This is a genomic window from Staphylococcus sp. 191 (assembly GCF_011174885.1).
GTDB classification, from domain to species: Bacteria; Bacillota; Bacilli; order Staphylococcales; family Staphylococcaceae; genus Staphylococcus; species Staphylococcus coagulans.
Genome location: NZ_PNRJ01000012.1, coordinates 1 through 14,598 on the forward strand (window position 1 = coordinate 1; position 14,598 = coordinate 14,598).

Annotated in this window: 12 protein-coding genes and 1 pseudogene; 4 read left to right on the forward strand and 9 right to left on the reverse strand. The window is 37.9% G+C overall.

Features of this window, described 5'->3' with window-relative positions; translation table 11 throughout:
- Positions 1-546: 546 nt before the first annotated feature.
- The 9 genes and pseudogenes from ilvA to ilvD all read right to left on the reverse strand — a co-directional run bounded on the left by ilvA (position 547) and on the right by ilvD (position 11,339).
- Positions 547-1,815: a threonine ammonia-lyase IlvA gene (ilvA, locus tag C1H58_RS08620; protein WP_165545951.1), complete on the reverse strand. Its 1,269-nt coding sequence runs from the start codon at positions 1,813-1,815 to the stop codon at positions 547-549.
- Between the two features lie 12 nt (positions 1,816-1,827).
- The gene (gene leuD, locus C1H58_RS08625) at positions 1,828-2,400 is read right to left on the reverse strand and encodes a 3-isopropylmalate dehydratase small subunit (RefSeq protein ID WP_165545952.1); all 573 of its coding nucleotides are present in this window, start codon (positions 2,398-2,400) and stop codon (positions 1,828-1,830) included.
- Positions 2,400-3,773 (reverse strand): 3-isopropylmalate dehydratase large subunit, encoded by a 1,374-nt coding sequence (gene leuC, locus C1H58_RS08630; protein ID WP_165545953.1) that lies wholly within the window; start codon positions 3,771-3,773, stop codon positions 2,400-2,402. The genes leuD and leuC overlap by 1 nt, the downstream gene beginning before the upstream one ends.
- 3 nt (positions 3,774-3,776) lie before the next feature.
- Entirely contained in the window at positions 3,777-4,826 is a 1,050-nt protein-coding gene (leuB, locus tag C1H58_RS08635; protein WP_165545954.1) for a 3-isopropylmalate dehydrogenase, read from the reverse strand.
- A pseudogene (locus C1H58_RS08640) lies at positions 4,823-6,354 on the reverse strand (2-isopropylmalate synthase). Before C1H58_RS08640 ends, leuB begins: the two are co-directional and overlap by 4 nt.
- A 19-nt stretch (positions 6,355-6,373) precedes the next feature.
- On the reverse strand, positions 6,374-7,378 hold the full coding sequence (gene ilvC, locus C1H58_RS08645) for a ketol-acid reductoisomerase (protein WP_165545955.1): 1,005 nt from the start codon (positions 7,376-7,378) through the stop codon (positions 6,374-6,376).
- Between the two features lie 28 nt (positions 7,379-7,406).
- Positions 7,407-7,880 (reverse strand): acetolactate synthase small subunit, encoded by a 474-nt coding sequence (gene ilvN / locus C1H58_RS08650; protein ID WP_165545956.1) that lies wholly within the window; start codon positions 7,878-7,880, stop codon positions 7,407-7,409.
- Positions 7,877-9,631, reverse strand: a complete 1,755-nt coding sequence (gene ilvB, locus C1H58_RS08655) for a biosynthetic-type acetolactate synthase large subunit (protein ID WP_165545957.1) — start codon at positions 9,629-9,631, stop codon at positions 7,877-7,879. The genes ilvN and ilvB overlap by 4 nt, the downstream gene beginning before the upstream one ends.
- A gap of 19 nt (positions 9,632-9,650) precedes the next feature.
- The gene (gene ilvD, locus C1H58_RS08660) at positions 9,651-11,339 is read right to left on the reverse strand and encodes a dihydroxy-acid dehydratase (protein ID WP_165545958.1); all 1,689 of its coding nucleotides are present in this window, start codon (positions 11,337-11,339) and stop codon (positions 9,651-9,653) included.
- A gap of 495 nt (positions 11,340-11,834) precedes the next feature.
- On the opposite strand from ilvD, the gene tsaE reads away from it, so the two are divergent.
- The 4 genes from tsaE to tsaD are packed head-to-tail and all read left to right on the forward strand — an operon-like array spanning position 11,835 to position 14,400.
- Positions 11,835-12,281, forward strand: coding sequence for a tRNA (adenosine(37)-N6)-threonylcarbamoyltransferase complex ATPase subunit type 1 TsaE (tsaE, locus tag C1H58_RS08665; protein WP_165545959.1), 447 nt, complete (start codon positions 11,835-11,837; stop codon positions 12,279-12,281).
- Positions 12,274-12,930 (forward strand): tRNA (adenosine(37)-N6)-threonylcarbamoyltransferase complex dimerization subunit type 1 TsaB, encoded by a 657-nt coding sequence (gene tsaB / locus C1H58_RS08670; RefSeq protein ID WP_165545960.1) that lies wholly within the window; start codon positions 12,274-12,276, stop codon positions 12,928-12,930. The genes tsaE and tsaB overlap by 8 nt, the downstream gene beginning before the upstream one ends.
- Positions 12,909-13,379 (forward strand): ribosomal protein S18-alanine N-acetyltransferase, encoded by a 471-nt coding sequence (gene rimI / locus C1H58_RS08675; protein WP_165545961.1) that lies wholly within the window; start codon positions 12,909-12,911, stop codon positions 13,377-13,379. The genes tsaB and rimI overlap by 22 nt, the downstream gene beginning before the upstream one ends.
- Positions 13,372-14,400 (forward strand): tRNA (adenosine(37)-N6)-threonylcarbamoyltransferase complex transferase subunit TsaD, encoded by a 1,029-nt coding sequence (gene tsaD / locus C1H58_RS08680; protein WP_165545962.1) that lies wholly within the window; start codon positions 13,372-13,374, stop codon positions 14,398-14,400. Before rimI ends, tsaD begins: the two co-directional genes overlap by 8 nt.
- Positions 14,401-14,598: the final 198 nt, after the last annotated feature.

A 14,598-nucleotide genomic window follows, 5' to 3' on the forward strand; every position in this document is an offset into this window, starting at 1 on the left:
AAGTTAAGCTCTTTAGCGCCGATGGTAGTCGGACTGACGTTCCGCGAGAGTAGGACGGTGCCAGGTTATTTCTAAAGAGACATCGTGTATGTCTCTTTTTTTATTTAATTAATCAGGCAAATGGATGGTCTATTAAATGCAGACAGTCATAACGGATTTTAGGAAAAGGCTAAGGCATTAATCCCAAAATAAATAGCGCTAAGATGGTTTTTACTAGAAAATCGTCTTAGCGCTTCCTTTTTATGTTAAAACTTTGTATGAGATGACTTCGTTTTCCAAGTGGCAAGCCTTAGTCTATAGTCTTTGGCTCGTCCTGTTCTCTCAGATGTCTCGCCATTAATAGGAAGAAAGTATTTTCCACACACATCAAACAAAAATCGGCAATGTGGAATCGAATCATTCATTGCACATTACAGATTAATCATAGTTTCACGCATTGGTTGATGTATGATTGAAAAAAATACATTTCAGTCATCTCTCATTAATATTCGATATGTTTTATACGGAAACATTTTCACTGGACCTTTATTAATCTGAGAAGTGACACTAAATTAATAATGAGTAGAGCATTTTATTTTCGTTAATATAAATATTCTTCGGATCAAACTGATTCACGTGCTGCTTGAGCTGTTCTAAATCCGTATGTCTCTGCAGTTGAATGCCTATAACCACAGTTCCCGTATTTTGGGAAGACTTTTTTAAATACTCAAACTTTGTAATATCATCATTGGGTCCTAATACATCATTAACAAATTCCCTTAATGCACCGGGACGTTGGGGGAAATTGAGGATAAAGTAATGTTTCATCTCTTCATAAAGAAGAGAGCGCTCTTCAATTTCTTTCATCCGATTGATATCATTATTTCCTCCAGAAACAATACATACGACATTTTTACCTTTTATTTTCTCTTTGTATTGTTCCAATGCGCTTACACTTAGCGCACCAGCAGGTTCAGCTACAATCGCTTGTTTAGAGTACATGTCTAATATCGTAGAACACACTGCACCCTCATCAACTTGGATGTAATCATCTAAAGTCTCACGGCAAATATCAAATGTAATGTCTCCCACTCGGGCTACAGAGGCGCCATCTACAAACTTATCAATGTTTTCAAGTGTTACAACATGACCTTGTTTAATCGACTGATACATACTACTTGCACCTAAAGGTTCTACACCAATCATCTGTGTCTGTGGTGAATAGGATTTAAAATAAGTAGACACACCCGACATCAGTCCGCCGCCCCCGATTGCTCCGAAAACGTAGTCGATTTTAAGTTTGTTTTTTTCAGATTGTTCAATCATTTCTTTGGCTAAAGTGCCTTGTCCGGCAATCGTGTGTACATTATTAAATGGATCAATAAAAGTCATACCTTGTGATGTGGTGTATGCAAGAGCAGCCTTTAAGCAATCGTCAAATGTATCACCAATGAGTTTAATTTCGACATTGTCATCACCAAAAAATTGAACTTGATTAACTTTTTGTTTTGGCGTTGTCACTGGCATAAAAATAACGGCATGAAGATTCAATTGTTTTGCAGTATATGCGACACCTTGCGCATGGTTCCCTGCGCTTGCACAAGTGATACCACGAAGCTTTTGTTCATTGGGTAATACTGCAATGGCATTATAGGCGCCTCGCAACTTAAATGAACGGACCCACTGCAAATCCTCACGCTTTAAATAGACATTACATTGATATTTGAGCGATAAATAATGATCTTTTTCTAAAGGTGTTTCTTTTACGATGTTTTTAAGACGTAAATGTGCATCTTCCACATCTAGTGCATGTACAGTTGTTCGAAGATTAGACATCTCTTTCACTCCTTAAGTATATTTAAGTTCATAATCTTTTATTTCTTTTTCATATTTTAATGTGATTGCGATGTCATCAAGACCATTCACTAGTTTTTCTTTCCATGTCGAATCAATTTCGAAATGAAAAGTTTGTTCTGGTGATTGTACAGTTTGTCGGGGTAAATCGACGATAATGGTTTTAAATTGAGCTAAATGTTTTCGTGCATTCTGGTCTAATTTGATGGGTAAAAGCGCATTTTTTGTACAGTTCATATAAAAAATATCACTAAAACTTTCAGCTATTATCACTTGAAAACCAAAATCTTTAAGCGCCCATGCGGCATGTTCTCGGCTCGAACCACAACCAAAGTTATCACCCGTAATTAAAATGGTTGCATCTTTATAATTTTCATCATTTAATATAAAGTCTGGATTGTCTGAACCATCAGAGAGGTAACGCCATTCATCAAATAAAAAGGGACCATAACCCGTTTTAGAAATACTTTTTAAATGAACTTTCGGAATAATTTGGTCTGTATCAATATTGTCATAAAATAAAGGAACAACTTTACCAGTATATTGAGTGATAGGTTTGATTTCCATTACGCTTCAATCTCCTTTCTTACATCTACAAAGTGACCTTGGATGGCTGCCGCTGCTGCCATAGCAGGGGATACAAGATGAGTTCTCGCACCTTTTCCTTGTCGGCCTTCAAAATTACGGTTACTTGTTGAAGCACAATGGACACCAGCAGGGACTTGATCTGGATTCATTCCTAAGCACATACTACATCCAGGTTCACGCCACTCAAACCCTGCGTCCTTAAAGATGACGTCAAGCCCTAGTGCTTCTGCCTCTTTTTTTACTTGACGAGAACCTGGAACGACAATCGCTGTAATATTAGGGTGAACTTTCTTTCCTTTTACGAAATGACTAGCTTCAATTAAATCAGAGAGCCTTGCATTCGTACAAGAACCTAAAAACACGTAGCCTAAAGGAATATCTTTAGCGAACTGGCCGGGTTTTAAATCCATATAGCGGTAAGCACGTTCGTCATTACTATCTTTCGACTCTGGAAAAGGTGTAGTAAACGAAACACCCATTTCAGGACTTGTTCCCCAAGTCACTTGAGGTTCTAAATCTGAAACGTCTAATTGAATCACTTTATCAAAATGTGCGTCCTCATCACTATACAACTTTTGCCACTGTGGCATTTTTAAATCCATATCTTGAGCATAACGACGTCCTTTAAGATAGTCATAAGTTGTTTGGTCTGGTTGGATTAAGCCATATTTTGCACCTGCTTCAATAGCCATATTACATATTGTCATACGCCCTTCCATTGAAAGTGATTGAATGGTTTCACCAGTAAATTCAAGTGCATAACCTGTTCCAAAATCAACACCATACTGATTAATTAAATATAAGATAATGTCCTTAGCATATACGCCTTTTGGAAGTACACCATTGACTTCAATTTTTAAGTTTTTAGGCTTTGTTTGCCAGAGCGTTTGTGTTGCAAAAACATGTTCAACTTCGCTCGTTCCAATACCAAAGGCAATCGCACCAAAAGCACCATGTGTCGCTGTATGTGAATCTCCACATACAACTGTTTTACCGGGCTGAGTGAGTCCTGTTTCTGGTCCTACCATATGTACGATACCTTGTTCGTCAGCACCCATGTCAAAAAGTTGAACGCCAAAATCTTTGCAGTTTTTTTGTAAAGCTTGTATTTGCTTACTTGCAATTTCATCTTGAATATTAAAAATGTCGACAGTCGGGACGTTGTGATCTAATGTTCCAAAAGTTAAATCAGGTCGTCGTAATTGACGGTTTTGTAATCTTAATCCTTCAAATGCTTGTGGAGACGTCACCTCATGAATAAGATGTAAATCGATGTATAAGAGTTGTGGCGCACCATCTTGCCCCGTAATGATATGCTGATCCCAAATTTTATCAAAAAGTGTCTTACTCATTTGTTAAGCCTCCTTTAATTCCTGTATAATGTGATGGAACAACGCATCAGTCCCATAATGACCTCCTAAATCAGGCGTTGTAATGCCATTTTTAAGTAAGTGGTCGACGGTTTGTTCTAAAAGCTGTGCCATTTTTTCTTGTTGTGCGGATTGGCGTAAACACATGGCGAGTGACAAAATCATGCCGAAAGGATTGGCTTTATTTTGTCCAGCAATGTCAGGTGCAGAACCATGTATCGGTTCGTAGAGTGAAGTACCATTTGTACTAAAGCTTGCAGAAGGGGAAAGTCCTAACGAACCAGGTAACATTGAGGCTTCATCGCTTAAAATGTCTCCGAATAAATTTTCTGTTACAATGACGTCAAAATCAGACGGTCGTTTAATAAGATGCATACTACAAGCATCAACAAGCAAATGTTCAACTTCGACGTCTGGATAGTGCTGTGCGACTTCATTAATCGTTTTACGCCAAAGTTTGCTGCTTGATAACACGTTTTCTTTATCGACAGAAGTTAGTTTTCCTCGACGAGATTGTGCAAGTTTAAAAGCAGTATGTGCAATTCTCATTATTTCCTCTTTACTATATGTCAGTGTATCTACCGCTTCATTTGCATTAAAATAACGTGGTTCGCCAAAATAAAGACCTCCCGTGAGTTCCCTCACAATGATTAAATCGGTTTGATTAACAATCTCACTCTTAATAGGTGACAAGTTCACTGTATAAGGTGTTACACGAGTGGGGCGTATATTTGCATATAAATTTAATGCTTTTCTAAGCTGAAGTAATCCGTGCTCCGGACGACAATCGGGATTTTCCCATTTAGGACCACCGATGGCACCTAACAAAATAGCATCCGCATTTTGACAAGCTTGTAATGTTTCTTTAGGCAAAGGTGTGCCATAGTGATCTATGGCACAACCGCCTATTTTATAATTATCGACATGACAGTCAAAATGGAATTTTGTGGCAAGCACGTCAAGAATTTCTAACGTGCCAGCCATTATTTCTGGTCCAATACCATCGCCTGGAAGTGCAACAAGGTTGAATGTCATTCTGTTGCACCTACCTTGATCACAGGCGTTGTCGATTTAGCTACAGCTTCTACGTAGGCTTTACATGAGGCATAGATAATATCATGGTCAAAGCCAACCCCTGTATATTCTTGTCCATTGACTTCTATACGTACATGAACTTCAGCTTGTGCATCAGAACCTTCAGTTACAGCATCAATGCGATAATCCAATAAGGCAGTTTCAACTTTAAAAATGCGGTCTACTGCATTATAAATAGCTAAAATAGAACCTGTGCCTATACTTGAATCTTGATAAACTTGACCATCGTTATCTTTGATGACGACGACTGCACTTTGTAAACCATTTGAAACGAATTGAAGTTGTAATGCATCAAGATGATACTGGGCATGCTTATCATGTTCACTATCTTGAATTAACGCATGAATGTCTTGATCTGTGACATGCTTTTTCTTATCCGCAATATCTTTAAATGATTTAAACAACGTCTTTTGTTCCTCTACATCGATGTTGTAACCTAAAGCTTTTAATTTTTCTTGGAATGCATGTTTACCCGATAGTTTACCAAGAGGTAATTCTGTATTTTTCACACCGACTAATTGAGGTGTCATAATCTCATAGGTTTCAGGATTTTTAAGAAAGCCATCTTGGTGAATACCAGACTCATGGCTAAAAGCATTTTTGCCTACAATCGCTTTATTACGAGGAACCCTCAAGCCAGCATAGCGTGCTACTAAATCAGAAGTTTGCTTTGTCAGTTCAAGATTGATTCGACTTTGAATTTGGTAGTGATCTTGTCGGACATATAAGCCCAGTGCAACTTCTTCGAGTGCAGTATTGCCAGCACGTTCGCCAATACCATTGACGGCACCTTCAATACGTGTTGCGCCATTTTCAATTGCGGCCATGCTATTGGCAACTGCTAAACCAAGGTCGTCATGACAGTGTGCACTATAAGTAATAGGTTGCGTAGTCTTTACTTTTTCGATTAATGTTTTGAAAATGTAGCCATATTCAGTTGGAAATGTATAACCGACAGTATCAGGTATATTAATTACAGTAGCACCTGCATCAACAGCGGCTTGTACACTTTGAATTAAAAAAGGTAACGGTGTTCTTGTAGCATCTTCAGGTGAAAATTGGACAACTTCAAAACGTTCTTTTGCATAAGTGACATATTTCGTAATCGCAGCTAATACTTCATCTTCCGTCATTTTTAATTTGTACTTCAAATGGATTGGACTTGTCGCAATAAATACATGTATAGAAGGGGAGACAGCGTCTTTAGTCGCTTCGTATACAGCATCGATATCAGCTTCACGACATCGGGCTAATCCTGTCACAGTTGTCTTTTTAATGTTTGTGCAATTGCTTTTACAGAATCAAAACTACCTTGACTTGAAGCGGGAAAGCCTGCTTCAATCACATCGACACCCCATTTTTCAAGTTGTTCTGCTATTTTTAACCGTTCTTCAAATGAAAAACTGACGCCAGGTGTTTGTTCTCCATCTCTAAGTGTTGTATCAAAAATTTGAATATGACTAGACATTTTCAATCACTCCTAACAATTATTTCTGAATGCTTTTCGATTTAATAAACGGCATCATTTCACGCAATGATTGTCCCACCTGTGTGATTTGATGATCCTGTTGCGCTTGTCGCATTGATTTAAAGTCTTTAAATCCGTTATGATTATCATCAATGAAACTTTGGCTGAAATGACCATCTTGAATATCTTTAAGTACAGCTTTCATGTTGGCTTTCGTATCCTCTGTGATGACACGTGGTCCAGATACATAATCCCCAAATTCTGCAGTATTCGAAATAGAATAGCGCATATTTTCAAGTCCGCCTTCATACATAAGGTCAACTATTAATTTCATTTCATGTAAAACTTCAAAATAAGCAATTTCAGGTTGGTAACCAGCTTCAACTAAAACTTCGAAACCACTTTGAATGAGGCGTGTCACTCCACCACATAAAACTGCTTGCTCACCGAATAAATCTGTCTCTGTTTCCTCTTTATAAGAGGTTTCTAACACACCTGCACGTGTTGCGCCAATGCCTTTAGCATAACTTAAAGCCAAATCTCGAGCTTGCCCTGAAGCATCTTGGTGAACAGCAAAGAGCGCAGGAACTGCTGAGCCTTCAACAAATGTGCGTCGAACTAAATGACCCGGTCCTTTTGGTGCAACTAAAAACACATCGACATCACTTGGTGGATTAATCACATTGAAATGAATATTAAAACCATGTGCAAATGCGAGCGCATTACCCGCTTCTAAATGAGGTTCAATTTCATTTTTATAGACATCGCCTTGGATTTCGTCAGGTAATAGAACCATAACGACATCGGATTGTTGAACGGCTTCACCAACTGGGGATACATCAAATCCATCTTCTTTTGCTTGATCAAAAGATTTACCCGGTCTAATTCCAATGACAACGTCGTAACCATTATCTTCTAAGTTTTGTGCATGAGCGTGGCCTTGAGAACCATAACCAATAATTGCGATTTTTTTTCCTTGTAATGCATCGTTTTCAACTGAATTGTCATAATATACTTTTGCCATATTAAACGACCTCCATATGTACATATTTTTAAATAATTGCTGCTGTGCCTGTGCGTGCGACTTGTTCAATTTGAAATGATGATAGATCGTCAAGAAGTTGATTTAACGTATATTGAGGGCCTGTCGCTTGAATAAACGTATATTGCCCATCTTCTTTTAATACAGAAACTAGCGCATCATAAGGTTCGATAACTTGCATCAAGTCGGATTGTTGATAAGGTTTTTTTAACTTAATTAAAAGTAATTCTCTGTTAAAACTGTTGGTACTTGTTATATCTTGAACAAGAAGGGTATTGACTTGCTTTTCTAATTGTTGAATGATAGTTCTCTGTTTTTCATCATCTGGAACTTCCGCGATAAAAGTGATTTCTGAAATACCTTCCTCCAAAGTAGGGGTAGCTGTAATGCTTACGATATTAATTTGGCGTCTAACAAACAGACTGGTTAATCGGTTCAACGTTCCTGCTTTGTCAAAGACACGTAACTTAAACGTTCGCTTCATAGTAAACCCTCCATTTCATGATTTGCTTTACCACTTGGAACCATTGGCAATACAGGTTCCGTTGGTGAAATTCTAACTTCAATTAATGCTGGACCATCATGAAGAAAGGCTGCATCGATTTGCGATTCTAGTTTCTGATTGTCATCGATTAAAAAGCTTTTAACCCCATAGGCTTCGCTTAATTTTCTAAAATCAGGTTGATCATTGAATACAGAATGAGAAAAGCGTTGATTAAAGAATTTGTCTTGCCACTGCTTAACCATACCGAGTGTGCCGTTATTAATGAGGACAATTTTGATTTTTAAATTAAATTCATTGAGTAAGGCCATTTCCTGATTCGTCATTTGAAAGCCACCATCACCAACAAAAACAACGACCGTGTCAGAAGGTTTCGCAAATTGAGCGCCTATTGCTGCTGGAATACCAAAGCCCATCGTTCCTAAGCCACCACTTGTAATAAGTTGACCATAAGTTTCAAATGGATAAAATTGAGCAACCCACATTTGATGTTGACCGACATCGGTTGCGACATAAGCTTTCCCTTTTGTAATCTCACCAATATATTCAATAACGCGTTGTGGTCGGCTGAATTCGCGTTGTTCAGATGGAAGATATTTGAATGGGTGTTTTGATTTATTGGCATTAACAGTATCGAGCCAATCTTCATGATCGGGAACTTCAATATGATACTTCGATAATGCAGCTAATACGGCACCTACATCAGCAACGATACCTAAATAAGTTCTAATAATTTTGTTGATTTCAGATGGATCAATATCAACATGGACAATTTTGGCATGCGGTGCGAATGATTCTGGTTGGCTTGCAAGACGGTCATCAAAGCGAGAACCAAAGTTAATGAGTAAATCGCAATCCGTTAGTGCCATATTGCTTGCATAGGAACCATGCATGCCGCCCATTCCAAGAAATAAGGGATGGGAAAAAGGAATAGCACCTAAGCCATGTAAAGTAGTCACTACAGGAATTTGATATTTTTCAACAAATTGTAGGAGGGCTTCATTTGATTTTGAAAAGTTCACACCGGCACCTGCTAAAACAATAGGTTGCTTGGATGATTTTAATAATGCAGTTAATTTTTGAATTTCATCAATTTCAGGTTTGTGGTTCACATAATAACCAGGCGTATTAACTGTCTCGTCGTTTGTCGTTTCAGTAGAGAGGACACCCATATCTTTAGGAAAGTCAATAACAACAGGTCCTTTTCTACCAGAATTGGCAATATGGAATGCTTCTTTTACAATTCTAGGAATATCCTTTACATCATGAACTTGGTAGTTATGTTTCGTAATTGGTGTCGTCATTGATAAAATATCTGCTTCTTGAAAAGCGTCTTTGCCGATACCGGGTGTTGCAACTTGACCCGTGATGACAACTAAAGGTAAAGAATCACTATAAGCATCTGCAATACCTGTCATCGCATTTGTCGCACCTGGACCACTTGTTACTACGACAACGCCGGGTTTACCACTCACACGCGCATAACCTTCTGCAGCATGTGTGGCGCCTTGCTCATGACGGTAAAGGATATGCTTAATTTGTCCGTTATAAAAAGTATCATAGAGTGGTAGAACGGCACCGCCAGGGTAACCAAAAATATACTCAACTTCTTCTTCTAAAAATGCTTCTACTAATAATTCTGCACCAGTTTTCAACGCGTGTGTCTGTGGTTGTAAAGTTGAAGTCAACTGCTCTGTCTGTCCATAATCCGTTGCTTTTTCAGTGTTTGTCATCTTGAATCCCTCCATCTTTTTAAAGTAACTCATCTGGTACTTTCATGATGCCACCTGTGTTAGCACTCGTAACAAGCGCGGTATATCTGGCTAAATAACCTGTTTTCACTTTTGCTTTAAAGGGTTGTTGTTGGGCATCTCGTTTTTCAAGTTCTTCATACGATACATTTAAGGATAAAGTGCGGTGCGTAAGGTCGATTGTAATTTCATCGCCATCTTCAATTAAGCGGATAGGACCACCTGAAGCGGCTTCTGGTGAAATATGACCCACAGCAATACCACGTGTTGCTCCTGAAAAACGACCATCTGTAATTAATGCCACGTCTTTGCCTAAACCTCGCCCTACAATCGATGAAGTAGGTGCTAGCATTTCAGGCATGCCTGGACCGCCTTTAGGACCTTCATAACGAATGACAACGACATGTCCTGCACGCACCGTATGATTATCAATAGCTGAGACCGCTTCGTCATGACTATCAAAACAAATCGCTTTTCCTGTAAAGGTTTTGATGGATGGATCTACTCCGCCAACTTTTATGACTGCGCCATCTGGAGCGATATTGCCATATAAAATAGATAGACCGCCTTGTTGATCATAAGGTGTATCTAAGTGTCGAATGACTTGATTATTAGTAATCTCTTTGTCTTGATTGTTTTCTCGAAGTGTTCGTCCTGTGACAGTTATCCGATCAGGATGTAAGACACCGTCTTTTTTCATTAATTCATTGATAATTGCTGGTACGCCGCCCACTTGATGGACATCTTCCATTGAATATGCTGAACTAGGTGCGATTTTAGATAAATACGGTGTTTTTTTAGCGATATCATTAATCCGTTGAAGGTCGTAATCAATGCCTGCTTCATTGGCGATAGCTAACGTATGTAATACAGTATTTGTAGATCCACCCATTGCCATATCAAGTGCAAATGCATCATCAATTGCTTCTTTCGTGATAATATCTTTAGGCTTTAAATCATTGTTGACATTTTCTACCAACTGTTTTGCGGCTGCTTTTATCATCTCTCTTCTTTGATCACTCACTGCTAATGCTGTGCCGTTATATGGTAATGCCAGTCCTAAAATCTCCATTAGACAATTCATTGAATTTGCAGTGAACATTCCTGCACATGAGCCACAAGTCGGACATGCGTTTTGTTCCATTTCTAAAAAGTCTTCTTTACTCATTGAACCTTCTTTAAATGCACCAACTGCTTCAAACATAGATGAGAGAGTCAATGCTTTACCTTGAGAAGATAACCCCGCTTTCATTGGACCTCCAGAACAAAATATAGCTGGGACATTCGTTCTCACTGCTGCTAGTAACATTCCAGGTGTGATTTTGTCACAGTTTGGAATGTAGAAGACACCATCGAACCAATGGGCATTGATAACTGTTTCAGCTGCATCTGCGATAATTTCTCGGCTTGGTAATGAATAGCGCATCCCAATATGGCCCATCGCAATGCCATCATCGACACCAATCGTATTAAATTCAAATGGAATGCCTCCCGCTTCTCTAATCGCTTCTTTGGCGATATCAGCTAATTCTCTTAAATGCACATGACCAGGAACAATATCGATATATGAATTACAAATAGCGATAAAAGGTTTGTTCATGTCAGTAGGGGATTTAATTTGTCCCGTCGCATGTAATAAACTTCTGGCCGGTGCTTGTTGGTCTCCTTTTTTAATCATGTCACTTCTCATCTGTATGGCCTCCCTTGATTTTTGAAAATAAAAAAAGATACGCCCCAATTGGTGTTGGGACGCATCTTTAAGTCCCATTCAATTAGAAATAGGACTTAAGCGATTAGTAAAATTTCTACTAATGCTCCAGTCCTGAGCGTAAAATTAAAATGACAATATTATTTTGTTGTGTATGTGTCATGCATGGATATGTTTTCATTGTCTAACGCTCCCTTCAAAATGAATGTGATGTATGTTAAATTAAATTGGTTTCATCAATTACGAGAATGAGAAAAATTTAGAATTTAGAGAATTGTCTAAAAATTACGTGTTATAAATTTAACCCATCTTTTCTTCTAAGTCAACAGTAAATGTAAAATTTTCTGAAAATAATCTTAAAATACAGTCAATAAAGCGTCATTCTTATTTCAAAGTAAATGTCAAGAATCAGATAAGGTCAAATAGAAAAAAATTTGTTACAATAGATAGGAAAATTAAGTCAGGAGTGCGGAAAGTATGAGAATAAAAAATATAGCAGAAATGCAGAGGTTCGCTAATTTACTGACACCACTTCTAAAAGCGCAAGATGTGTTGTTATTAGATGGTGATCTTGGCGCTGGTAAAACAACTTTAAGTCAATTTATCGGAAAAGCATTAGGGGTTAAACGTCACATCAGTTCACCGACCTTTAATATTATTAAGTCATATAAAGGAGACACCTTAAAATTTCATCATATGGATTGCTACCGACTTGAGAACTCCGATGAAGATTTAGGGTTTGATGAATTTTTTAATGACTACGCAGTTACAGTCGTTGAATGGAGTACGTTTATTAAAGATTATTTACCGGATGCGTTTTTAAAAATTAACATTAAAGTAATCAATGAAGATGAACGAGAAATCGAACTCGAGGCAAAAGGTCAACATTTTGAAGAAATCAAGGAGCAAATGATACATGTATAGTTTACTTATAAATAGCGCGAATCAACCTTTATCAGTTGCTGTTTTACAAGATGGCAAAGTTTTAGTAACACATACAACGACGGTTAAACGCAATCATTCTATACAATTAATGCCATTAATCGAGTTTTTACTTGTGCAATGTGAACTTAAAGCAAAAGATTTAGATGAAATTATTGTGGCAGAAGGGCCAGGCTCTTATACAGGATTGCGTATTGGTGTCACTACAGCTAAAACATTAGCGTACACTTTAGGCATTCAGTTATATGGTGTCTCTTCATTAAAGGCAATTGCAGCGAATATTGAATACTCAGATGCCTATATTATCCCAATCATTGATGCCCGAAGAGGGAACGTCTTTGCTGGGGTTTATCAATGGCAAGGTCAACAGTTAGTCGCTGTCATGGAAGATCAACATATTGCCTTATCTCAATTAATTACACAATGGTCTAACAAAGAGAATGTTATCTTTATAGGTGATGATGTCACACATTTCACAAATGAACTTGAAGGATACCAATGTAACGCAGAACCGCCTAGAGCAGATAAAATGTATCGATATAAAGGTGAACCACGTGAGATTCATACGTTTGTACCGCAATATTTAAAGTTATCGGAGGCAGAACAAAATTGGATGGATCAACAGAAATAAAAGAGAAACTTCAAATAAGACATATGATGCTTGAAGATGTTCCAGCTGTTTTTGATCTTGAACAGATAAGCTTTAAAAAGAGTTCGTGGATGATTGATGCGTTTTATTATGAATTGGAGCAAAATCATTTTGCCCATTATTTTGTTGTAGAGTTCGAAGATAAAATAATCGGTTACCTAGGCTTATGGATTGTTGTGGACCAAGCCCAAATTACAACAGTTGCTATTGATCCGGACTATAGAGATTACGGATTAGGTCAATTATTATTAAAATATGTTATTAATTTTGCGTCTTCAATCGCAACGGTAATGAGTTTGGAAGTGCGTGAAGATAATCATGTCGCGCAGCATGTTTATCAAAAACTTGGTTTTGAATATGGCGGTAAAAGAAAAAATTATTACGGTGATGGAGAGGATGCGTTAGTCATGTGGGTGAGTTTAAATGACTGAGAATACAACGATTTTGGCACTTGAGACAAGTTGTGATGAAACAAGTGTCAGTGTAATAGAAAACGGAACAAAAATTTTAAGTAATAGTGTGTTAAGTCAAATTGACAGTCATAAACGATTTGGCGGTGTTGTCCCTGAGGTCGCAAGTCGTCATCATGTTGAAAATATAACATTAATCATTGAAGATGCATTGCAACAAGCAGACAAATCAATGGACCAGATTGATGCAGTGGCTGTAACGCAAGGCCCAGGTCTTATTGGTGCGTTACTTGTTGGTGTCAATGCTGCTAAGTCACTAGCTTTTGCTAATGATAAACCACTTATACCTGTCCATCATATTGCGGGGCACGTGTATGCGAACCAACTTGGAACAGGATTGAAATTCCCATTAATTGCATTAATTGTTTCGGGTGGACATACGGAGCTTGTCTATATGAAAGATCATTTACAATTTGAGATTATTGGTGAAACACGAGATGATGCAGTAGGCGAAGCTTATGATAAAGTCGCACGAACAATTGGTTTACCTTATCCCGGAGGCCCAGCGGTTGATCGATTAGCAACGCAAGGTGAGGACACATATCAATTTCCTCGTGTATGGTTGGAGCCTGAGAGTTATGATTTTAGCTTTAGTGGTTTGAAAAGTGCAGTGATTAATAAATTGCACAATCTAAAGCAAAAAGGTGAGCAAGTGATTCCTGAAAATGTTGCGACAAGTTTTCAAAACAGCGTAGTGGAAGTGCTCGTTGGAAAAGCAATGCGTGCTTGTGAAGATTACAATGTTAAACAGTTGATAGTAGCTGGAGGTGTAGCAAGTAACAAAGGGCTTCGTAAAGCTTTAGAACAAGCTACGCGTGAAAGAGGCATAGAACTCGCTATTCCAGAACCACGTCTATGTACGGATAATGCCGCAATGATTGGAGCAGCAGCTCATTATATTTATGAAAAAGGAATTCGGGGCGACATGGCTTTAAATGGTAAAAGCAGTATGGATATTGAAATGTATTTAGATCATGAATAATGAATGTTGCACGTTTTTAAACAGCAACCTTATTTTGAGGGTGAGACAACGAAATCAAACGATTTCTGTCTCTCCTTTTTATGTCAAAAGAAAAGTGATATATTCTAATCACCATTAAAATTTAGATACTTGTCTATATAGATGTATAACTATAAACAACTTAAATCTTCACATTTTAAGCTCACTTTTCTGATTGAG

Excerpts from the sequence above, each read along its gene's own strand:
- ilvC (WP_165545955.1), bottom strand. The coding sequence starts at position 7,378 with ATGGCAAAAGTATATTATGACAATTCAGTTGAAAACGATGCATTACAA.
- leuB (WP_165545954.1), bottom strand. The coding sequence starts at position 4,826 with ATGACATTCAACCTTGTTGCACTTCCAGGCGATGGTATTGGACCAGAA.
- tsaD (WP_165545962.1), top strand. The coding sequence starts at position 13,372 with ATGACTGAGAATACAACGATTTTGGCACTTGAGACAAGTTGTGATGAA.
- ilvB (WP_165545957.1), bottom strand. The coding sequence starts at position 9,631 with ATGACAAACACTGAAAAAGCAACGGATTATGGACAGACAGAGCAGTTG.
- tsaB (WP_165545960.1), top strand. The coding sequence starts at position 12,274 with ATGTATAGTTTACTTATAAATAGCGCGAATCAACCTTTATCAGTTGCT.
- leuC (WP_165545953.1), bottom strand. The coding sequence starts at position 3,773 with ATGAGTAAGACACTTTTTGATAAAATTTGGGATCAGCATATCATTACG.
- ilvA (WP_165545951.1), bottom strand. The coding sequence starts at position 1,815 with ATGTCTAATCTTCGAACAACTGTACATGCACTAGATGTGGAAGATGCA.
- ilvD (WP_165545958.1), bottom strand. The coding sequence starts at position 11,339 with ATGAGAAGTGACATGATTAAAAAAGGAGACCAACAAGCACCGGCCAGA.
- tsaE (WP_165545959.1), top strand. The coding sequence starts at position 11,835 with ATGAGAATAAAAAATATAGCAGAAATGCAGAGGTTCGCTAATTTACTG.
- ilvN (WP_165545956.1), bottom strand. The coding sequence starts at position 7,880 with ATGAAGCGAACGTTTAAGTTACGTGTCTTTGACAAAGCAGGAACGTTG.
- leuD (WP_165545952.1), bottom strand. The coding sequence starts at position 2,400 with ATGGAAATCAAACCTATCACTCAATATACTGGTAAAGTTGTTCCTTTA.